This window comes from Streptomyces sp. NPDC008317 (assembly GCF_042955955.1).
GTDB lineage: Bacteria > Actinomycetota > Actinomycetes > Streptomycetales > Streptomycetaceae > Actinacidiphila.
The window spans coordinates 20,063-40,738 of record NZ_JBIBFQ010000006.1 but is presented as its reverse complement, the minus strand read 5'-3'; the positions used below and the strand labels follow the sequence as shown (position 1 = coordinate 40,738).

The window sequence follows — 20,676 nt, the reverse complement described above, 5'->3', positions numbered from 1 at the left end:
GTCCGAAGGAGAACCCCCGCGCGATGACCAGCAGCCCGGCGACCAGCGCCCCGAGCGGCCCGGCGCACAGCACGGCCATCACCAACATCGGCAGTCTGGTCACCAACGATCCCTCCCTCCGCACCCCGGAAAACCCCCTCGGCCTGATCCAGGACGCCGCCGTCGTCATCGAGGGCGACCGCGTCGTCTGGACCGGTACCCACAGCAAAGCACCCGCCACTGACAGTCACCACGACGCCGGGGGCCGGGCGCTGCTCCCCGGCTTCGTGGACTCCCACGCGCACCTGGTCTTCGCGGGCGACAGGACCGCCGAATTCCACGCCCGGATGTCGGGCCGCCCCTACTCCGCGGGCGGCATCCGCACCACGGTCGCGGCCACCCGCGCGGCCACCGACGACGAACTGTCGGCGAACGTCGCCCGCTACCTCGCGGAGGCGCTGCGGCAGGGCACCACGACGCAGGAGACCAAGTCCGGCTACGGCCTGACCACGCACGACGAGGCCCGCGCGCTGCGGATCGCGGCCGGTCACACCGACGAGGTGACGTACCTGGGCGCCCATGTCGTCGCCCCGGAGTTCGCCGACGACCCGGCGGCGTACGTCGCCCTGGTGACCGGCGAGATGCTGGACGCCTGCGCGCCGCACGCCCGCTGGATCGACGTCTTCTGCGAGGAGGGCGCCTTCGACGGCGACCAGGCCCGCGCGGTCCTCACCGCGGGCGCGGCCCGCGGACTGATCCCGCGCGTGCACGCCAACCAGCTCTCGTACGGCCCCGGCGTGCGCCTCGCCGTCGAGCTGGACGCGGCCTCGGCCGACCACTGCACGCATCTGACGGACGCCGACGTGGACGCGCTCGCCAGCGCGCCGCGTACGGTCGCGACGCTGCTGCCCGGCGCCGAATTCTCCACCCGGGCCGTCTACCCGGACGCCCGGCGGCTGCTGGACGCGGGCGCGACGGTGGCGCTGTCCACGGACTGCAACCCGGGCTCGTCCTTCACCAGCTCCATGGCCTTCTGCGTGGCCCTCGCGGTCCGCGACATGGGCATGACGCCCGACGAGGCCGTCCTGGCCGCCACCCTCGGCGGCGCCCGCGCGCTGCGCCGTACGGACGTCGGCTCGGTCGCGCCGGGCGCCCGCGCCGATCTGCACCTGCTGGACGCCCCCAGCCACGTCCACCTCGCCTACCGCCCGGGAGTCCCCCTGACGGCGGCGGTGTGGCAGGCCGGGAAGCGCCTCTGAAGCGCCGAGGAGCGCGTCTGAGCGCCCTGGGGAGGCTGCTAGTCCTCGACCATCAGTCCGCGGCGCAGCCGCGCCAGCGTGCGCGACAGCAGCCGTGACACGTGCATCTGCGAGATGCCCAGCTCCTCGCCGATCTCGGACTGCGTGAGATTGGCGACGAAGCGCAGCGACAAGATGGTGCGGTCGCGCGGTGCGAGCCCGGCGATCAGCGGCTTGAGGGACTCGACGTACTCGATGCCCTCGAGGTCGTGGTCCTCGTAGCCGATCCGGTCGGCCAGCGCGCCCTCCGGGTCGTCCTCCGCGGGCTGGGCGTCCAGCGAACTGGCGGTGTACGCGTTGCTCGCCGCCATGCCCTCGACGATCTCGTGCTCGGGCAGGCCGAGGCGCTCGGCCAGCTCCCGCACGGTCGGGGAGCGGTCCAGTTGCTGGGCCAGCTCGTCGCCCGCCTTGGCGAGGTCGAGCCGCAGCTCCTGGAGCCGCCGCGGCACCCGCACCGACCAGCTCGTGTCACGGAAGAAACGTTTGATCTCACCGATGATCGTCGGCATCGCGAACGTGGGGAACTCCACACCGCGGCTCAGCTCGAACCGGTCGATCGCCTTGATCAGGCCGATCGTGCCGACCTGGACGATGTCCTCCATCGGCTCGCTGCGGGTGCGGAAGCGCGAGGCGGCGAATTTCACCAACGCCAGATTGAGTTCGACCAGGGTGTTGCGGACATACGAGTACTCGGTGGTGCCCTCCTCCAGCGACTGGAGGCGGGCGAAGAGCGTCTTCGACAGAGCGCGGGCGTCGACCGGTCCTATACGGTCGTACGGCGGGATCTCGGGAAGTCCCTCAAGGCCCTTGAGCTGCTCGTGCGCATGATCCAGGCTCAGCCGGGGTGTCATGTGCTCCTCCCTCTCTTGAGACCTTTCGCGACCACTCGCGGCGATGGATGGAGCGGTGCCGTATCTCCACCCCTACCCCGATTCCCCGGCCGGTCGCAAATTCCCTCGAACGGGTGAGGTACGGTCCGCTGGACCGTTCCTGCCGGGCCCGCGACCTCCGACTACCGCGCCATCTGCGAAAAGCGTAGGGTCGGGGGGCGTGTCAACACGGACGCACAGAGGAGCGCACATGGACCGCGATGTGGTCGGCACGGCCGACCTGGGAAGGCTGCGTGTCGAGGTGGGACACCACGGCCGATCCGCGGTCTTCGCCCCCACGGGCGAGTTGGACCACCACACCGCTGACCTGCTGAGCGAGCCGCTCGACGCGGCTCTCGACGCGGGCACCACCCGGCTGGTGATCGACTGCTCGGGCCTGGAGTTCTGCGACTCCACGGGGCTGAACGTGTTGCTGAGCGCGCGACTGCGGGCGGACGCCGCCGGGGGGGCCGTCCATCTGGCCGCCATGCAGCCGACGGTCGCCCGCGTTTTCGAGATCACCGGGGCGGACACGGTTTTCACCGTGCACGCCACGCTGGACCAGGCGCTTCAGGAGTAGCGGGGTGCGTACGGGGGCCATGGGACGTGAGTGGCGATTTCCTGCGGGACGATGTTTGGTGGGCTCCCAGACGTGTTCCCGGAGATCGACCGGGAAGAAGACCGACGGACACCTGTTGGACATCCGTGAGGTGAGGCGCTGATGAGCACCACCCGGCCTTACGCTGCGGACGACCGCGGCTCGGATTCGGGCGAGGGTGAGTCCGACGTGTCGGCGCCCGAGCGGGCCGGTCCCGACGAACCGGTGCGGAAGCTGGCGCTGTCGGGCGAGAGCGGCATTGTTCCGCGCGCCCGTGACTTCACCCGGCAGGCACTGCGCGACTGGGGCTGGCTGCCCGCCGCGAGCGCGGACCGCAGAGCCGCCGCCGAGGACGTGCTGCTGGTCGTCTCCGAGCTGGTCACCAACGCCTGCCTGCACGCGGGCGGCCCCGACGAGCTGCGGCTGCGCCGCAACCCCAAGTCGCTGCGTCTCGAAGTCGTCGACAGCGGCCCGGGCGAGCCGTCGCCCCGTACCCCGCACCGCGCGGGCCGCCCCGGCGGCCACGGCATGTTCATCGTGCAGCGGCTCTGCCTCGACTGGGGCGTGATCCGCGAGGCCGACCGGCCCGGCAAGACGGTCTGGGCGGAACTGGCCGCACCGGCGTAACCGCGACGGCCGCCGCCCGGCGGCCACGACCGGACCTCTCCCGGTCGCGGCGGATCGTTCCGTACGGCCGCGCCCGTACGCCCGCACCGGTACGCGCCCGCCCTGACGCGTTCCCGTCCGCGCACACGTGCTTCCGTACGCGCGCTCGCCGTCTGTACGCCCGAGCTCGCCCTCCTCCGCGCACGCCTGCTCCCGTACGCCCACGCGCGCCTTCGCGCGCCTGCGGGTCCGCCTTCGCGCGCCCGGTTTCCGTCGGTGCGACGCCTCTCTTCCCTCTCCGACCTCACCGGCGTACCCTCACGCCAAATCTGATGTGCCGTCAGATCTGCCGGTGCGGGTGGCGGCGGAGGGAGATGGGCCGATGAGCAGGACCAGGGCGGGTTTCGTGGTGGCCGGGATAGCGGCGGGGGCGGTCGTCATGACCGGCGCCCCAGCCGCGCAGGCGGCCACGGTGAACGTCAACTACCACTGCAAGACGCCGATCGGCGACAAGAGCGCGGTCTCGCCGATCGACATCGCGGCCACGCCCAGCGGCTCGTCGTACCGCCTGAAGATGACCTTCCAGAAGGGCGTCTCGTCCAGTCCGATCGAGCTGGGCAAGGGGGCGATGAACCCGCACGCGACGATCCTGCTCGGCGGCGCGGACAGCGGTTCGCTCACGGTGACGGGACCGTCCAACCCGGCCCCGATCCCGGCCAACACGCCGATCAAGATCACCGATCTGTCGGGCACGTACACCCCGAAGGCGAGCGGCAAGGTCACCTTCACGCCCGGCGTGCTGACCATCCTGGCGCTGGGCACGACGACGACCTGCACGGCCGATCCCAAGCCGGGGGTGTCGCTCACCCTCACCGTCAAGGCGGCGGGCGGATCGAGCGGTTCCGGCGGATCGAGCGGTTCTGGCGGGTCGAGCGCGTCCGGCGGTACGACGGGCTCCGGCGGCTCGTCGGGTTCCGGCGGTACGAGCGGAGGTTCGAGCGGCAACCTCGCGCAGACCGGCTCCGACGACGGCGTGGTCGCCCTCGGCACCCTCGGCGGCACGGTGCTGCTGTTCGGGGCCGGTGGCGCGCTCTGGCTGACCCGCCGCACCCGGCGCCGCGTCTGACGATCTGACAGATCGTCACATACGGTCGGCGCTCTCCATTGACTTCTCTTGACCGCCCGGCCTCAATGGCCACCGTCGGCGCGGGAAATGGGACGCCGCGTCACGAATACGGATCAAGGGGACGATATGAACGCTCATTCGCGCAGGGCGCCGGGCCGCCGAGGTCCACGAAGACCAGCCACCGTCGCGCGCCGGCTCGTGGCGGTCGTCGGTACGGCGGCGCTCGTCGTCGGCGGCGGGACGGTGCTCGCCGCCTCGGCGCACGCCAACACCCCGGTCGACTTCGCCACGCACTGCGTCCCGCCGGCCGTCGCCGGGCTGCCGCCCATCGACGGCACGTCCACCGCCACGGTCACCGTGGACGACGCGACGCCGAAGGTCGGCGACACCGTCCACGTCACCTACACGCTCAGCCGGGCCGCGGCGAGCAACCCGACCGACATCGCCCTGCCCGCCGACGTGGTCACACCGCACGCCGTCGTGGTGCTCGGCGGCGCGCAGACCGGCGCCGTCACGGTGGACGGCCCCAAGAGCAACCCGCCGATCCCCGGCAAGGGCGCCTTCCCCGCGCTGGTCATGCACGGCAGCTTCACCGCCACCGCGGCGGGCACGATCACGCTGTCGCCCGGCGACTACACCATCCACACCAGCTACATCCTGGAGCTGGACACCGTCTGCACCGTGACGAATCCGCCCGCGCCGGTCTCCGAGACGGTCACGGCGAGCGGCTCGGTGCCGACCAACAACCGGGCCATCGCGCTGAGTTCGGCGTCCGGCGACCCGGGCGCGGCGGTGAGGGTGACCGGCAGCCACTTCACCGAGGGCGCCACCGTCACCATCGCGGGCCGCTCCGGCGCCGACGAGACAGCCGACCGTACGACGGCCACCGCCGACTCCTACGGCGGCTTCACGGCGTCGCTCACCGTCAACGACCCCGCGACCACCGGGATCGTGGCGTACGAGGGCGGCGCGTACGACCCCGCGACCGCCGCCGGACCCGCCGCGTACACCGTCAATGACGACACCCCCGTACCGCCCGGCGCGCAGAAGGTCACGGCGTCGGTCGTCCCGGGCACGCTGTCGATGACGCAGGCCGGTGACACGGTCACCATGACGCCCGTCGACTTCGGCGCGGGCGGCACGTCCAGCGGCGCGCTCAGGACCGTCACCGTCACGGACTTCCGCGGCGGCTCCACCGGCTGGTCGCTCACCGGCAAGGTCAGCGACTTCACCGGCCCGGACGGGTCGCGGATCGGCGCGGACAGGCTCGGCTGGACACCCGCCTGCGCGACCGCGACGGGCAGCCCGAGCAACTGCGCGGCGGGCAGCGCCGGTTCCGTCGGCAGTACGGGAGCCACCCTGGCCTCCGCGCCCGACGCCGCGGCGACCGGCGGCGAGTTCACCGTCGACGCCGGTCTCTCACTCGACATTCCGCGGTTCAGCCCCGCCGGAACCTACTCGGGAGTCTTGACCCTGACCCTGACCTGACGCACAGTCAGATACTGCTGCCGACCGAGGGAGTTGACGAGGATGTCGTGGTCGCGAGCACGGTCGTGGTCACCGCTGCCGTCCCGGTCCCGCCCGCGCGCCGCCCGGGTCGGGGCCGACGCGCGGACGCGTACGCGGATACGCGTGCGGCCCCGTCCGCCGCTTCCGGACGTGCTCGCGGGCACACCTGCGGGCACACCTCCGGGCGTACTTCCTCGCGGACGGGCGCGGGCGCGGGCACGGTCCGCGGCGGCCACGGGCCTGCGCGCGCTCACCGCGACCGGGGCCGTCGTGGCGGTCGGCCTCGCCGCTCTCCTCGGTCCGGCGGCGGGACCGGCCGGCGCCGCCGACAACGGGCGCTGGTCGGTCTTCCCCGCCCCCGCCGCGGGCGCCGCCGACCCCAGTGCCACCGGCCAGGAACGGCAGTTCTTCACCCTCCAGGCCGACCCCGGCACCACCGTCAAGGACAAGGTGTCGGTCTCCAACCTCTCCACCGCGCCGATGACCTTCAGGCTCTACGGCGCCGACGCGTACAACACCCCGCGCGACGGCGGCTTCGCCGTCCGGGGCCCCGACGAGACCAACCGCGACGTCGGCACCTGGATCCGGCTCGCCAAGACCACGCTGACCGTGCCGCCGCGCACCCGCGCCGACATCCCGTTCACCCTCGCCGTCCCGGCCAACGCCTCGCCCGGCGACCACCCCGGCGCGATCGTCGCCCTGGACACCCGGACCGACGAGGGCTCGGGCAGGGTCGCGGTCGGCGTGCGCCGGGCGGTCGGCGCGCGCGTCTACCTGCGGGTCGGCGGGCCGAGCCTGGCCGCGCTCTCCGTCGAACACCTCACCGTCAGCCACGGCGACCCGCTGCTTCCCGGCACCGGCAGCACGGCCGCCACCATCCACTACACGCTGGTCAACCGCGGCAATGTCACCCTCTCGCCGCGCCTGGCCGTCAAGGCCACCGGCCTGTTCGGCCGCACCCTGCTCAACCGCCCGGCCCGCGACCTGCCCCTCGAACTCCTGCCGGGACAGCAGGTCAGCCTCACCGAGAAGTGGGCGGGCGCCCCGGCCTTCGACCGCGTCTCGGTCCGGCTGACCGTCAGCACCGCGACCGGCGGCGTCGACGAGCGCGGCACCGCCTCGTACCTCGTCGCACCCTGGCTCGCGGTGGCGCTCGTCCTGGCCGGACTCGCGGTGTCGGCCGCCTGGTACGTACGCCGCCGGCGGTCGCGGCACCCGGCGGCGGAAGCCGCTGAGGCGGCACCTGGCGCAGGGCCGGACGCGGTGCCGGACGCTTCGGATACGTACACGGGCCCCGGTCCGCGTGCGGGCACGGGCGGGGACACCGACACGGACACCGACTCGGGTGCGGATACGGGCGCGGACTCCGGGCCCGGCACCGCCGTCATCGGCGCGCCGACGGGCGGGAGTTGACGTGCGGGCGACGCGAAGCGGGCTCCTGGGACGGCGGTTGGGCCTCGGGCGGCGGGCACGGCTCCGGCGGCCGGTCCTCGCCTTCGTCACCGCCCTTGTCCTGACGGCCGGTTCGGCCGTCGCGGCACCGGCAGCGCTCGGCGCGCCCGCCGACTCCGCCGTACTCCGCGTGCCCGCCGACTCCGCCGTGCTCCGCGCGCCCGCCGCCGCCACGGCGCCGACCGTCGTGGCGCACCCCGGCGCGGCCCGCCCCGGCGGCGACGTCACCGTGATCGGCGCGGGCTGGAAACCCGGCACCCTGCTGGCCATCCTGCTCTGCGGCCAGGACGCGATCGGCGGCACCAACTCCTGCGCCAACGCCTCCGGCCGGGCCGTCACCACCGACGCGGCGGGGAAGTTCAGCCGCCGGCTGCCGGTCGTGGCGCCGCCGAAGCCGTGCCCCTGCGTCATCCACGTGTCCACGGTGACCGGTGAACAGCTCACCGTGGACGCGCCGTTCACGGTCACAGGACAACCCACCGCGCCGCTGCCCGCGCGGACCGGCACCGGCAGGCTCGCCGTACTGACCGCGCGGCTGCGCGGCGGCGGCGGACTGCTCACCTGGTTCGGCGCGCCCGCGCACCGCACGCTCGTGTTCACCGTCGGCAATCTGGGCTCGGGCGCCGTCAAGGACCCGGCCTTCGACGTCGGCGCCTCGCACGGCGTCTACGCACCCCAGTGGGACCGCCAGCAGTGGCACGGCACGGTCGCGCCCGGCGGGAAACAGCGGATCGGCTTCCCGGTGGAGCTGGGCTCCGGCGCGCACGGCGCGTACACCGTACAACTGCGCTACGGCGGAAAGGTGCTGGTCACCGAGGCGTGGTCGGTCGGGCGGCCGTGGGGCGTCACCCTCTTCTGGATCCTGCTCTTCCTGGTCGTCCCGGCCGCCGTCTTCCGGCTCGGGATGCTGGCGGTCGACCGGCTCAGGCCCGGCGCGGTGGCCGCCGTGCCCGGCGGGCGGCCCGCGTGGCACCCGGCGACCGTACTGGCCCACCTGCCGCTGAAGGCCGCCGTCCCGCTCGGACGCCACGCGCCGCCCGGACCGCCGCCACCCGCCTCCGCGCCCCCGCCGCCCTCGTACGCGCCGGACGCGGGCCCGCTGCCCTGGTTCACCCACGGCGCCCTGCCCGCTCTGCGCGGCTCCGTGCCGCCGCGCTCCTCCGACTCCGACTTCGACTCGGGGTCCGGCTCCGGGCCCGGGCCCGGGCCCGGGTCCGGGTCCTGCTCCGACGAGAGCCCCGCCCCGAGCCCCCCTTCGAAAGGAAGCCCATGACCATACGACGAAGCGCGTCCGCGGCCGTGGCCGCCCTGCTGCTCGGCGGCGGATCGGTGCTGATGACCGCGGGGGCCGCGCACGCCGCGGAATCCGACTTCGCGACCAGGTGCGTGCCCCCGGCCGCGTCAGGACTCGGCCCCATCGACGGCACCACCAAGGCCGACATCACCGCACCCGCCACCGCCAAGGTCGGCGACACGGTCACCGTCACCTGGAAGACCGTCCAGGCCGCCTCCAAGAACCCCGACATCATCGACCTGCCCGCCGACAAGGTGCAGCCGTCCGGCAAGGTCACCCTCGGCGGCGCCCAGACCGGCACCCTCGACGTCCAGGGACCGCGCCGGAATCCGGCCATCCCCAAGAACAGCGAAATGAAGCTCTCCGACATGACCGGCACCCTCAAGCTCACCAAGGCCGGTGACATCACCCTCTCCCCGGGCGCCTACACCATCAACGTCAGCTACCCGATCTCCACCGACACCGTCTGCACCCCCACGGCCGCCGTGCCGGTCGCCACCACGATCAAGGTGACGGAGGGGGACGCGACTTCCGGCGGTACGACGACGGGCGGCACGACGACCTCGGGCGGTACGACCACGGGCGGTACGACCACGGGCGGCACGACAACCTCGGGCGGTACGACCACCGGAGGCACATCCGGAGGCACGTCCGGAGGCACGTCCGGCGGCACGTCCGGTGGGACAGGCGGCGGGACGGGCGGCACCTCGTTCAAGGGGACGTCCGTGGACGTGCCGTACGCCTGCAAGACGCTGATCGGTGACAAGTCGGCCACCTCGAAGGTCGAGATCGACGCGGCGAAGGCGTCCTCCGGCTACGACCTCACCGTGAAGTTCGGCAACAGCGTGATGGACAGCCCGAGTCCGATCAGCAAGGGCATGATCACACCGAGTATCACCGTGCTGCTCAGCGGTGCCCAGACCGGCTCCCTCACGCTCACCGGCTCCCCGAACAGCACCGCCTTCGCCCAGAACGCGCCCATCACCATCGACGACATCAAGGGCCGCTTCGTGCCCGGCAAAACCGGCAAGGTCGGGCTGAGCCCCGGCACTCTCGTCATCAAACTCACCGACGGCGGCACCGCCGTCGCCACCTGCACGCCCACGAAGGCCGCCCCGGTCTCCCTCACCCTCGACACCACCGCCGCCCCCGGCGGCGGCACGACCGGCTCCACGACCACCGGCGGCACCACCGGCTCCACGACCGGCGGTTCGAGCACGACCGGCTCCACCACCGGCTCCACCACGGGCGGCGACCTCGCCGCCACCGGCTCCGACGCCAACGGCCCCCTCCGCGCCCTCGGTTACGTCGCCGCCACCGCCCTCCTCCTCGGCGCCGCCGTCCTCACCTTCACCCCCTGGCGCCGCTTCCTCCGCCGCTGACCCGCGCAGGACGGGCCGCGACATCAGCCGGGCGACGGGCTGTTGTCGCGGCCCGCGGGATCACGTAGCGTCGGCCGACGTGAACACCGGACCGGCGCTACGGGCGGCTGTGTGAGCGCGCCGTCGAGTACGGCTTCAGCGGCGAGGGTGTCGCAGGCGGTGCTCGGACAGTTGGGAACACGACTGTGCCGACACGGCGTCGAACGATCCGGCCGATTCGGTTGTGACTGCCCGTCAAGCGAGGTTCCGCGGGAGCGCCCGCTGAAGTTTTCGTCCCGGTCAGATGGGATCAAGCAGTCCTTCGGCTCTGGCCCACTCGATGAAGTCCGAGCCGTCGCACGGCAGAAACGCCTCCGCGTCCCGTAACGCGTCGACGACCGCGCAGGCTTGGTGCTCCGTGAGGAGGCCGCCGCGCAGGCCGTGGCAGATCAGTTGGAGCGTAGTCGAAACCGGTACCCCATGGGCGATCGCGACGTTCCGACCGGCCCGGTCGTCGATGACGGCGGTGCACCCGTGTAGTTGGGCGTAAGCGAGAGTGGCTGCTTCACCAAGGTCCTTGGTGTCTCCCGTGCCGCCACCGAGACGGTTGTGGAACGCACTGAACAATGCGAGGAATTCCAGCGAATCGTCGTTGGATTCGGTCAGCCACACCTGGGCTCCCACCAGGTGCAGACGGCTGTGGCGGGCGGCTCCGCGCCGGATCTCGTGCGCGACGGCGTTGGTCAGCAGGCAGGTTCGGCCTTCGACGAGTTTCGCCAGCACCTCCAGTTGACCGGAACGGGCGAAATAGTTCAGCGGCGAGCTGTCGAACACCAGGCTCGTGTCCGTCATGGCAGGAAGGCTCCGACTTCCCCGCGCAGCGCCTCCAGCGGAACCGGGTGGGGCTGGCCGAGGTCTTCCCTGTGCAGTTGCTTGTCCCGGATGATCTCAAGGGAGCGGGTGGCGGAGATCTTGTAGGTCCGGTAGGCGTGCACGGCTGCCGCTCTGACACCGGTGGGCACATGGCCCTCGGGCAGTTCTTCCACGACCTGTATCCCCGCCTCCATGTAGTCGGCGCGCGTGGGTGAGCTTCGATCGAGGCTGCGGTACTCGTCGCTGTCGATCGCTTCGTAGCCGCGCAGTTGGCGCAGGGCCACGGACCAACTCACCCGGTACTCGGCTGCCAGGACGATGACGGCCGGACGCAGTCTGTGCTCCTCGCGCAGTTGCCGGTAGCGGTCGGTGGCACCAGGCGGGAAAAGGAGGGCTGCGGCGAAAGCGTCGATGGCACGTTCGTGGTCGCTGGTGTCGACGCCCCAGTCGGCGGAGTAGGCGTCGGCGAGGATGTGGTGCCCGAATTCATGGGCCAGGGTGCTGCGTCGTCGGCCCGCGTCCAGGGTGCTGTTGATGACGGCGACTCCGAGGTCGCCCAGGGCCGCGTAGCACCCATCGACCCCCTGCGGCCCGATCGGGGTGGACCAGGCGTAAAGACCTGTCCGCTCCACACAGTTGGCCAGGTTCAAAAGCGGCTTGCCGGGGTCTGCTCCCAGCCGGGACCGGGCATCGCTCGCGGCCGCGAGGACGGCCGGGGCGTCGTCGGCGGTGAAGGGAGCGACCGGTTCACCGCGGCTGGCCGTCCCGAGGACCGCGGCGTCGACCAGCGTACGCAGATCACGCAGACAGTCCTCCAGTTCGTACTCGCCTGCTCTGTCGTCCCGCTGCGTCGGCTGGGCACGCCTGCTGGCCACGACCGGCGCGGGTGGAGTGACGAACCATGACAGGGGCCGGTCCAGCGCGGTACCGATGGCCGCCAGTTCAAGCGAGTTCAGCTTTCTCCCGCCGACTTCGATCTTCGCGATGGCGGACCGGTCCATGCCGGTGGTCTCCGCCAGTTGTTCCTGGCTGAAGCCACGGACGGACCGTGCCTCTGCGACTCTCGCGCCTACGTCGGCCCACGTCCACTCATCCATTGTTCCAATATCGCACAACGCGAAGGGCTGAAACCAGCGGGCGAGGCCCACCGGCCGGGAGCGCCGGCCTTTTCCGATGTGATGCGGTCCCGCTCGCGCGTTCCTCTGCCGTCTTCGCCCCTCGTCGTAAACCCTCCTGCGGCCCTTGGAATCCGGCCGCCGCAGGGGGCGCGGCGGGTGGCGTGGGGCGGCTCTTCGTACCACCGCCTCCCCGGCGCCCGGTGCGGACTACCATCAAGCCCATGACCCGCGTACTTCTCGCCGAGGACGACGCATCCATCTCGGAACCGCTCGCGCGCGCACTGCGCCGAGAGGGCTACGAGGTCGAGGTGCGCGAGGACGGACCCACCGCTCTGGAGACGGCACTGCTCGGCGCCGTCGATCTGGTGGTGCTCGACCTGGGCCTGCCCGGCATGGACGGCCTCGATGTGTGCCGCAGGATCCGTACCGAGGGACACACCTTCCCGGTGCTGGTCCTCACCGCGCGGGCCGACGAGGTCGACACCGTCGTCGGCCTGGACGCCGGCGCGGACGACTACGTCACCAAGCCGTTCCGCCTGGCGGAGCTGCTGGCCCGGGTGCGGGCGCTACTGCGCCGCGGCACCACCGAGTCCACCCAGCCCGCCACCCACGGCGTCCGGATCGACGTCGAGTCGCACCGGGCGTGGATGGGCGACGACGAGCTCCAGCTCACCGCCAAGGAGTTCGACCTGCTGCGCGTGCTCGTACGCGACGCGGGCCGTGTCGTCACGCGGGAGCAGCTCATGCGCGAGGTCTGGGACACCACCTGGTGGTCCTCGACCAAGACGCTGGACATGCACATCTCGTGGCTGCGCAAGAAGCTCGGCGACGACGCGGCCAGCCCCCGCTACATCTCCACCGTGCGCGGCGTCGGCTTCCGGTTCGAGAAGAACTGACACGCTGGCTCCATGCGCCGCCGTCTGATCTCCTCCACGCTGGCCGTGGTGCTCGTCGTGATCGCCGTCTTCGGGATCTCCCTGGTCATCGTGGAGACCCGGACGATCGAGAGCAGCGCCCAGGAGAGCGTGGACTCCGAGGCGGTGCGCCTGGTCGGCATCGTGGAGAACCGCATCCTGGCGGGGGAGAGCATCACCGCCAAGGGCCTGGACCGGCAGATCGCCGCCGACCGTTACGCGGTGGTGCAGGTGCCCGGCCACCCCGAGGTCACGCTCGGCGACAAGCCCAAGGGGCGGGTGCTGGCGTCCCGGCAGTCCGGCGGCCACGGCGAGAAGGTGCTGGTCGAGGAGCCGCGCTCCAAGGTCAGCCAGGAGATCGGCCGCACCCTGCTGGTGATCCTGGCGGTCGCGCTGCTCGCGGTGCTGGCCGCCGTGATACTGGCCGTCCTCCAGGCCCGCCGGCTGGTCAGCCCGCTCACCGATCTCGCCGAGACCGCCGAGCGGCTCGGCTCCGGCGACCCGCGCCCCCGGCACCGCCGCTACGGCGTCCCGGAACTGGACCGGATCGCCGACGTCCTGGACGCCAGCGCCGACCGGATCGGCCGGATGCTCACCGCCGAACGACGGCTCGCGGCCGATGCCTCCCACCAGCTCCGTACGCCGCTGACCGCGCTGTCCATGCGGCTGGAGGAGATCGTGGCGACCGCCGACGACCAGGAGGCGGTCAAGGAGGAGGCGACGATCGCGCTCGGCCAGGTCGAGCGGCTCACCGACGTCGTGCAGCGGCTGCTGACCAACGCCCGCGACCCGCGCAGCGGCTCCGCCGTCGACTTCGACCTCGACGAGGTGATCAAGCAGCAGGTCGAGGAGTGGCGGCCCGCGTACCAGAACGAGAACCGGACCATCGCGCGCTCCGGCACCCGGGGGCTGCGCGCGGTCGGCACCCCCGGCGCGGTCGCGCAGGTGCTCGCCACGCTGATCGAGAACTCGCTGATGCACGGCGCGGGCACCGTCACCCTGCACACCCGCGTCACCGGCAACCAGGCCGTCGTGGAGGTCACCGACGACGGGCAGGGCGTGCCGCCGGACCTCGGCGGGCGGGTCTTCGAGCGGACGGTCAGCGGGCGCAACTCCACCGGGCTCGGCCTCGCGGTCGCCCGCGACCTGGCGGAGGCGGACGGCGGACGGCTGGAACTGCTCCAGCAGCGGCCCCCGGTCTTCGCGCTCTTCCTGTCCCGCGAGATCCCGTCACCGCCGCCCCGCGCGGACGTCGTGAGCTGAGGACGCCGTGAGCTGAGGCGGCCGGAAAAGAAACGGCCGGAAGAGAAGCGACCGGAAGAGAAGCGGCCCGGTCGAGCGCGACGAGAAGCCGCTCCCCGGAAGAGAAGCCGCTCAGTTGAAGCGGTCGTCTTCCCTGGCCGCCGCGGCCTGCCGGGCCCTGACAGCGGCGCTGGCGGTCGCACCGGACGCCTTCGGCCCCTTGCCGTCGGCCAGGAACGCCTCGGCCTGCTCCACGGCCTCGCGCGCGGGCAGCGCCCGGAAGACCCAGGTCCGGTAGGACCAGAAGCGGAAGAGCGTGGCCACGCCGATGCCGACGAATTTGAAGATGTTGGCCTGGAGCGAGCTGTCCCAGCCGAAGCCGTACACCGCCGTGTAGAGCACGCCGTTCTCGATCACCAGGCCGATGGCGCTGAAGAAGAGAAAGAGGCTGAGCTCCTTCGTGCGGCCCGCCTTGTCGCGGTCACGGTAGGTGAAGTACCGGAAGCCCACGTAGTTGAAGGCGATGGACACCACGGTCGCCAGGATGCTGGCCCGTACGGTCTGGAGCTCGGTGCTGTGCCGCACCAGGTTGAACACCCCGATGTTGACCAGCACACCGGCGGCGCCGACGACCCCGAACTTCGCGATCTCGCGGTACAACAGCCGCAGTCGGGAACGCAGCTCTCGCAGTCCGCTCATGGTGATCGCTCGGCCCTGTCTGTGGAAGGTGGGGGGCGGGTGCCGTCATGGGTGGGAACGGGGTGGAATCCGCTGAGAAACCGGGTGCCGAGGGGGCACGGTCGGTGTCGCTGCGTGTCGCCCCGTGTCTCCGTGTTGTCTCCACCACATGTTAACCGTGCCGTACGGAGCTACGTCGATCGGAGCCGGTCATTCGTGTCCCCGCGTGGCGGATACCCTGGTGGCACCCCCTACGAGTACCAGCCCGCGCACCTCCGGCAGGAAAAAACGTGACATTCCCGGTAGTCGGCATGATCGGCGGCGGCCAGCTCGCCCGCATGACCCACGAGGCGGGCATCCCGCTCGGCGTCAGGTTCAGGATTCTCAGCGACACCCCTCAGGACTCGGCGGCCCAGGTGGTCGCCGACGTGACCGTGGGTGACTACCGGGACCTCGCGACCCTGCGGGCCTTCGCCCAGGGGTGCGACGTGCTGACCTTTGACCACGAGCACGTACCGGCCGAGCACCTGCGCGCCCTGGAGGCGGACGGCGTCGTCGTACGCCCGGGGCCCGACGCGCTGGTGCACGCCCAGGACAAGGGCGTCATGCGCGCCCGCCTCGCCGAGATCGGCGTGCCCTGCCCGGTCAACCGCATCGTCACCGACCCCGCCGACGTCACCCGGTTCGCCGAGGAGCAGGCCGGGGGCTACCCCGTGGTCCTGAAGACCGTGCGCGGCGGCTACGACGGCAAGGGCGTGTGGATCGCCCGCTCCGAGGCCGACGCCGCCGAGCCCTTCCGCGCGGGCGTCCCGGTGCTCGCCGAGGAGAAGGTGGACTTCGTACGGGAGCTGGCCGCCAATGTCGTCAGGTCGCCGCACGGCCAGGCCGTCGCGTACCCGGTCGTGGAGTCCGTCCAGGTCGACGGGGTGTGCGACACCGTGATCGCGCCCGCGCCCGGCCTGTCCGACGCCCTGTCCGCGCGGGCCCAGCAGCTCGCGCTGACCGTCGCGCGCGAGCTGGGCGTGGTCGGCCACCTCGCCGTGGAGCTGTTCGAGACCCGCGCGGCCGACGGCAGCTCCGCCATCCTCGTGAACGAGCTGGCGATGCGCCCGCACAACAGCGGCCACTGGACCATGGACGGCGCCGTCACCTCGCAGTTCGCCAACCACCTGCGCGCCGTCCTCGACCTGCCGCTCGGCGACCCGCGCCCGCGCGCCCGCTGGACGGTCATGGCCAACGTGCTCGGCGGCGACTTCCCCGACATGTACGCGGCCTACCTGCACTGCATGGCCCGCGACCCGGGTCTGAAGATCCACATGTACGGCAAGGACGTGAAGCCCGGCCGTAAGGTCGGCCACGTCAACACCTACGGCGACGACCTGGCGGACGTGCGCGAGCGCGCCCGGCACGCGGCCGACTATCTGCGAGGAACGATCGATGAGTAACCCCGCCGCTTCCGCCGGGAGCCCGCTGGTGGGCGTCGTGATGGGCTCGGACTCCGACTGGGAGGTCATGGAGGCCGCCGCGCAGATCCTCGACGAGTTCGAGGTGCCCTACGAGGTCGACGTGGTCTCCGCGCACCGCATGCCGCACGAGATGATCGCGTACGGCGAGCAGGCCGACGGCCGCGGCCTGAAGACCATCATCGCGGGCGCGGGCGGCGCCGCCCACCTGCCCGGCATGCTCGCCTCCGTCACCCCGCTGCCGGTCATCGGCGTGCCCGTGCCGCTGAAGTACCTCGACGGCATGGACTCGCTGCTGTCCATCGTCCAGATGCCCGCGGGCGTCCCGGTCGCCACCGTCTCGGTCGCGGGCGCCCGCAACGCCGGGCTGCTCGCCATCCGCATCCTCGCCGCCCACGACCCCGAACTCCTCACCCGGATGCGGGAGTTCCAGCAGTCGCTCAACGAGCAGGCGACGGAGAAGGGCAAGCGGCTGCGCGCGAAGGCGAAGGGCGCGGGCGGCTTCGGCTTCTGACCCGCAAGGCGCGTAAGCCCGTAGGCCCGCAAGCCCCGCAAGGCCCGCAAGGCCCGCCGCCCTCGGCTCCCGGCCGCCGACGCCAACACCCGCTCCCCACCCGGAGGTACGACGTGGACCACCTGACGCACGCCCGCGAACTGCTCGCCGCCCACCCCGTGGTGGACGGGCACAACGACCTGCCGTGGGCGCTGCGCGAGCAGGTGGCGTACGACCTCGACCGGCTCGACATCGCCGCCGACCAGAGCGACCGGCTGCACACCGACATCCCGCGGCTGCGGGCGGGCGGCGTCGGCGCGCAGTTCTGGTCGGTGTACGTGTCGGTGGAGCTGACCGGCGGCGAGGCCGTCACCGCGACGCTCGAACAGATCGACGTCGTACGGCGGTTGGCCGACCGCTACCCGGCCGACCTGCGGCTCGCGCTGACCGCCGACGACATGGAGACCGCCCGTTCCGAGGGCAGGATCGCCTCCCTGATGGGCGCCGAGGGCGGCCACTCCATCGACTGCTCGCTGGGGACGCTGCGCGGCCTGTACGACCTCGGCGTCCGCTACATGACGCTCACGCACAACGACAACACCCCGTGGGCGGACTCGGCGACCGACAAGCCCGTCGCGGGCGGTCTCACCGCCTTCGGCGAGGAGGTCGTGCGCGAGATGAACCGGCTCGGGATGCTGGTGGACCTCTCCCACGTCTCGCCCGACACCATGCGCGCCGCGCTGCGGGTCGCCGAGGCCCCGGTGCTCTTCTCGCACTCCTCGTCCCGCGCCGTCTGCGACCACGTGCGCAACATCCCCGACGACGTACTGGCCGCGCTGCCCGCCAACGGCGGTGTCGCGATGGCGACCTTCGTGCCCAAGTTCATCCTGCCCGCCGCCATCGAGTGGACCGCGGCGGCCGACGAGAACATGCGCGCCCACGGCCTGCACCACCTCGACACCACCCCGGACGGCATGGCCGTGCAGCGCGCGTACGAGGCCGCCCACCCGCGCCCGGTCGCCACCGCGGCCACCGTCGCCGACCACCTCGACCACATGCGGGCCGTCGCGGGCGTCGACCACATCGGCATCGGCGGCGACTACGACGGCACGGCCTTCACCCCCGACGGCCTCGCCGACGTCTCCGGCTACCCGCACCTGATCGCCGAACTGCTCACCCGCGGCTGGTCCGACCCGGACATCGCCAAGCTGACCTGGCAGAACGCGGTACGGGTGCTGCGCGAGGCCGAGTCGGCCGCCGCGTCGATCCGCGCCCGGCGCGGCCCCTCGACGGCGACGATCGCGGCCCTGGACGGCCCGCGCGCCTGACCCCGTGGACGCGAAAACGCCCGCTCAGAGCACCTTGCGCCGCACCAGCGCGCCCAGCGTCAGCGCGGCGGGCACCAGCGGCAGCCAGACCGTGACGATGCGGTAGCCGAGCACGGCGGAGGCGGCGGCGGTCGTCGAGGCGCCCGCCGCCACCAGGGCCAGGGCGAGCGCCGCGTCGACCGACCCGATCCCGCCGGGCGTCGGCACGGCCGCCGCCAGACACGTGGCGAGCAGATACGCGAGCGCGACGTGCGCGGCGGAGACCGGTATCCCCAGCGCGAGCGTGACCGCGGCGAGACCGGCGGCCTGGAGCGCGGGGAAGGCCAGCGAGCCGCCCCACAGCGCGAGCGCGCGGGACGGCCGGGTGTGCAGCGTGCGGGCGTCGGTGAGCGCCGCCGCCAGGAAGTCGCGGGTCGTACGGCGCAGCGGCCGGAGCAGCGCCAGCGCGAGCGCCGCCGCGCCGAGCACGAGAACGGCCAGCAGCCCGAGGAGCAGCAGCGCGTTGCCGTCGGGCAGCAGGCCGCGCAGGTGCAGCGCGTGCGGGAAGAGCGCGAGCAGCACCAGCAGCAGCGTCACCCGGCCGACGGACTCCGCCAGCGAGTACAGCGCGAGGGCGGCCGACGAGCGGAGCAGCGGAAGCCCCTGGGTGCGCAGGAAGCGCAGATTGACCGCGCTCGCGCCGATCCCGGCGGGGGCGAGCTGTCCCGCGGCCGACGCGGCGAACTGCGTGGCCAACAGGCGGGCGGGCGGCAGCGGTTCGAGCACGGTGCCCTGCCGGGCCACGGCGTTGGCGACCCAGCCGAGGCCGGTCGCCGCGAGCGCGGCCAGCAGCCAGCCACGGTTGGCGGCCAGCAGGTCACGGCAGCCGGTCTCGATCAGCGACCAGTGCTGCGACACCCAGCCGCCGACGAGCAGCACGGGTATGAGCCCGGCGAGGGTGCGCCACGGCACCCGCGTACGCCTGCGGGCCGGTCGCCCGGCCGCTTCCCCGGCGTCCCCCTCGTCGGCGTCCCGCTCTTCCCGCCCCTCGTCCCCCTGATGTATTCGTTCTCGCTGCTCCAGTGGTGCGGCTTCCCCCGGTGGTCGTCGCAGGGATGCCCGCAGCCGCAGTGGAGTTCGGAGCATGGCCACCGCTCTCGGTCGTCCCCGCCAGTCACGCGCCTACCGGATCGTAGTACCGCGAGCAGGATGCAACGGCCGGAATACGGCCGGGCGTCGGACGGCCGATGACCAGGGGGCGGAGCGGTGACCGCGGGGCGACGGCGGCGGGGCCGCCGGGGGACGGCGGCCGTTCAGCAGGCGCAGAGGCAGAACGGGTGCCCGGCGGGGTCCGCGTACACGCGCCAGTTGCGCGCGCCGTCCAGGTCGCCCTCCAGGAGCGTCGCGCCCAGCGCGAGCACCTGCTTCTCCGCGCTGTCCATCGCGGCGCGCTCCACAGCGATGTCGAGGTGGAACTGCTGGGGGCGCTCGGGGTCGGGCCAGCGGGGCGCCCGGTGGGCCGGGGCGAGCTGGAAGGACAGGCGCTGGCCGTCCTCGCGGTTGAGGTCGACCCAGTCGTCCTCCGACGCGTCGACCGTGCCGCCGACCAGTTCGGCGTAGAAGGCGGCCAGCGCGCGCGGGTCGGGACAGTCCAGGACGACCGCGCCCAAGGTGCCGATCATGACGGATTCCTCTCGTGGTGGGCTGCCGTGCCACCGGCCGGTGCCGTGGTCGCCGGACAGCGGTTAGCGGTGACCAGTACAGCGGTTACCAGTACAGCGGTCTCAGCCGGTAACGGTTACTTCATCATGGCGGAGTGGCGGTAACGTTTCAAGGGTGGAGCAGCCCGGAGAACGCAGTCCCGCGCCTGGACCGCTGCGGCTGGTCCAGGACCTGGTCAACACCGTGGACCTGGAGAGCGGCGACGACGCGCTGCGCACCCCGGCGGAGCTGGCCGCCTGGGCGGGGGAGCGCGGCATCGAGGGGCCCGGCTTCAGCCCCGGAGGGCTCGCCGACGTCCTGGTCCTGCGCGAGGCGCTGCGCGACGTCTGCCAGGCCCACGCGGGCGTCGACGTACCGCCCGCCACCCTGGAGGCGCTGGAACGCCTGCTGTCCCGCGCGCCGCTGCGTCTGACCGTCGATACCGAGGGCGCCGCCGCCGTACGCCCCGCCCCCGGCCTGACCGGACCCCCGGCCCTCACCGCCCGCGTCGCCGCCGCCATCGTCTCGGCCGTCGCGGACGGCACCTGGCCCCGCCTCAAGGCGTGCGCGGCCGACACCTGCCGGTGGGTCTACTACGACCGCAGCCCCTCGGGCCGCAGCCGCTGGTGCACGATGGCGATCTGCGGCAGCCGCGCCAAGATGCGGGCGTACCGCAGCCGTACGCGCTGAGGCTCGTGACGCCCGGCCGTTCCCTTCCGGTACGACGGCCCGTACGGCGGCCCGTGCTGACGGGCCCTCGTACGTGCGCACGTACGAGGGCCCGTACGCGGTGGT

Annotated in this window: 20 protein-coding genes; 14 read left to right on the top strand and 6 right to left on the bottom strand. The window is 72.6% G+C overall.

Features of this window, described 5'->3' with window-relative positions:
- Positions 1 to 23 precede the first annotated feature (23 nt).
- A complete protein-coding gene (gene hutI / locus ACFY9V_RS20405) occupies positions 24 to 1,238 on the top strand; it encodes an imidazolonepropionase (RefSeq protein WP_391162266.1) in 1,215 nt (404 codons plus the stop codon).
- 38 nt (positions 1,239 to 1,276) lie between these two features.
- Here the strand turns inward: hutI and ACFY9V_RS20400 are convergent, their stop codons facing one another.
- The gene (locus tag ACFY9V_RS20400; protein ID WP_391162265.1) at positions 1,277 to 2,128 is read right to left on the bottom strand and encodes a SigB/SigF/SigG family RNA polymerase sigma factor; all 852 of its coding nucleotides are present in this window, start codon (positions 2,126 to 2,128) and stop codon (positions 1,277 to 1,279) included.
- A 229-nt stretch (positions 2,129 to 2,357) separates the two neighbouring features.
- On the opposite strand from ACFY9V_RS20400, the gene ACFY9V_RS20395 reads away from it, so the two are divergent.
- The 7 genes from ACFY9V_RS20395 (at position 2,358) to ACFY9V_RS20365 (ending at position 10,113) form a co-directional block, all read left to right on the top strand.
- The gene (locus ACFY9V_RS20395; RefSeq protein ID WP_355346986.1) at positions 2,358 to 2,726 is read left to right on the top strand and encodes an STAS domain-containing protein; all 369 of its coding nucleotides are present in this window, start codon (positions 2,358 to 2,360) and stop codon (positions 2,724 to 2,726) included.
- Positions 2,727 to 2,867: 141 nt separating this feature from the next.
- Positions 2,868 to 3,371: an ATP-binding protein gene (locus ACFY9V_RS20390; RefSeq protein ID WP_355346989.1), complete on the top strand. Its 504-nt coding sequence runs from the start codon at positions 2,868 to 2,870 to the stop codon at positions 3,369 to 3,371.
- Between the two features lie 361 nt (positions 3,372 to 3,732).
- Positions 3,733 to 4,476: a peptidase gene (locus tag ACFY9V_RS20385; RefSeq protein WP_391162263.1), complete on the top strand. Its 744-nt coding sequence runs from the start codon at positions 3,733 to 3,735 to the stop codon at positions 4,474 to 4,476.
- A gap of 126 nt (positions 4,477 to 4,602) precedes the next feature.
- Positions 4,603 to 5,964 (top strand): beta-xylosidase, encoded by a 1,362-nt coding sequence (locus ACFY9V_RS20380; protein WP_391162261.1) that lies wholly within the window; start codon positions 4,603 to 4,605, stop codon positions 5,962 to 5,964.
- Positions 5,965 to 6,108: 144 nt separating this feature from the next.
- Positions 6,109 to 7,398 carry a WxL protein peptidoglycan domain-containing protein gene (locus ACFY9V_RS20375; protein ID WP_391162259.1) on the top strand — a complete coding sequence of 430 codons (1,290 nt, stop codon included), beginning with the start codon at positions 6,109 to 6,111 and terminating at the stop codon, positions 7,396 to 7,398.
- Between the two features lies 1 nt (position 7,399).
- Complete coding sequence (locus ACFY9V_RS20370; RefSeq protein ID WP_391162258.1) at positions 7,400 to 8,710, top strand: hypothetical protein; 1,311 nt, start codon at positions 7,400 to 7,402, stop codon at positions 8,708 to 8,710.
- Positions 8,707 to 10,113, top strand: a complete 1,407-nt coding sequence (locus ACFY9V_RS20365) for a hypothetical protein (protein WP_391162257.1) — start codon at positions 8,707 to 8,709, stop codon at positions 10,111 to 10,113. Before ACFY9V_RS20370 ends, ACFY9V_RS20365 begins: the two co-directional genes overlap by 4 nt.
- 279 nt (positions 10,114 to 10,392) lie before the next feature.
- Here the strand turns inward: ACFY9V_RS20365 and ACFY9V_RS20360 are convergent, their stop codons facing one another.
- Together ACFY9V_RS20360 and ACFY9V_RS20355 are read right to left on the bottom strand one after the other, a co-directional pair.
- Positions 10,393 to 10,944, bottom strand: a complete 552-nt coding sequence (locus tag ACFY9V_RS20360) for a hypothetical protein (RefSeq protein WP_391162256.1) — start codon at positions 10,942 to 10,944, stop codon at positions 10,393 to 10,395.
- On the bottom strand, positions 10,941 to 12,062 hold the full coding sequence (locus tag ACFY9V_RS20355) for an ImmA/IrrE family metallo-endopeptidase (RefSeq protein ID WP_391162255.1): 1,122 nt from the start codon (positions 12,060 to 12,062) through the stop codon (positions 10,941 to 10,943). Before ACFY9V_RS20355 ends, ACFY9V_RS20360 begins: the two co-directional genes overlap by 4 nt.
- Before the next feature lie 242 nt (positions 12,063 to 12,304).
- Between ACFY9V_RS20355 and ACFY9V_RS20350 the strand changes: the two genes are divergently transcribed.
- Both ACFY9V_RS20350 and ACFY9V_RS20345 read left to right on the top strand, forming a co-directional pair.
- Entirely contained in the window at positions 12,305 to 12,979 is a 675-nt protein-coding gene (locus tag ACFY9V_RS20350; protein ID WP_188285980.1) for a response regulator transcription factor, read from the top strand.
- A 12-nt stretch (positions 12,980 to 12,991) separates the two neighbouring features.
- Positions 12,992 to 14,260: an ATP-binding protein gene (locus ACFY9V_RS20345; protein ID WP_391051534.1), complete on the top strand. Its 1,269-nt coding sequence runs from the start codon at positions 12,992 to 12,994 to the stop codon at positions 14,258 to 14,260.
- 111 nt (positions 14,261 to 14,371) lie between these two features.
- Here the strand turns inward: ACFY9V_RS20345 and ACFY9V_RS20340 are convergent, their stop codons facing one another.
- Positions 14,372 to 14,938 carry a GtrA family protein gene (locus ACFY9V_RS20340; protein ID WP_355347007.1) on the bottom strand — a complete coding sequence of 189 codons (567 nt, stop codon included), beginning with the start codon at positions 14,936 to 14,938 and terminating at the stop codon, positions 14,372 to 14,374.
- 290 nt (positions 14,939 to 15,228) lie between these two features.
- On the opposite strand from ACFY9V_RS20340, the gene ACFY9V_RS20335 reads away from it, so the two are divergent.
- The 3 genes from ACFY9V_RS20335 (at position 15,229) to ACFY9V_RS20325 (ending at position 18,201) form a co-directional block, all read left to right on the top strand.
- On the top strand, positions 15,229 to 16,362 hold the full coding sequence (locus ACFY9V_RS20335) for a 5-(carboxyamino)imidazole ribonucleotide synthase (RefSeq protein WP_391051693.1): 1,134 nt from the start codon (positions 15,229 to 15,231) through the stop codon (positions 16,360 to 16,362).
- A complete protein-coding gene (purE, locus tag ACFY9V_RS20330; protein WP_355347013.1) occupies positions 16,355 to 16,894 on the top strand; it encodes a 5-(carboxyamino)imidazole ribonucleotide mutase in 540 nt (179 codons plus the stop codon). The genes ACFY9V_RS20335 and purE overlap by 8 nt, the downstream gene beginning before the upstream one ends.
- A 113-nt stretch (positions 16,895 to 17,007) precedes the next feature.
- Positions 17,008 to 18,201, top strand: a complete 1,194-nt coding sequence (locus ACFY9V_RS20325; protein WP_391162254.1) for a membrane dipeptidase — start codon at positions 17,008 to 17,010, stop codon at positions 18,199 to 18,201.
- Positions 18,202 to 18,225: 24 nt separating this feature from the next.
- On the opposite strand, the gene ACFY9V_RS20320 is transcribed toward ACFY9V_RS20325, so the two are convergent.
- On the bottom strand, positions 18,226 to 19,152 hold the full coding sequence (locus ACFY9V_RS20320) for a lysylphosphatidylglycerol synthase domain-containing protein (RefSeq protein WP_391162252.1): 927 nt from the start codon (positions 19,150 to 19,152) through the stop codon (positions 18,226 to 18,228).
- 341 nt (positions 19,153 to 19,493) lie between these two features.
- A complete protein-coding gene (locus tag ACFY9V_RS20315) occupies positions 19,494 to 19,862 on the bottom strand; it encodes a VOC family protein (RefSeq protein ID WP_355347022.1) in 369 nt (122 codons plus the stop codon).
- A gap of 154 nt (positions 19,863 to 20,016) precedes the next feature.
- Here ACFY9V_RS20315 and ACFY9V_RS20310 point away from each other — a divergent pair, with 154 nt between their 5' ends.
- Positions 20,017 to 20,571: a CGNR zinc finger domain-containing protein gene (locus ACFY9V_RS20310; RefSeq protein ID WP_391162251.1), complete on the top strand. Its 555-nt coding sequence runs from the start codon at positions 20,017 to 20,019 to the stop codon at positions 20,569 to 20,571.
- Positions 20,572 to 20,676 lie beyond the last annotated feature (105 nt).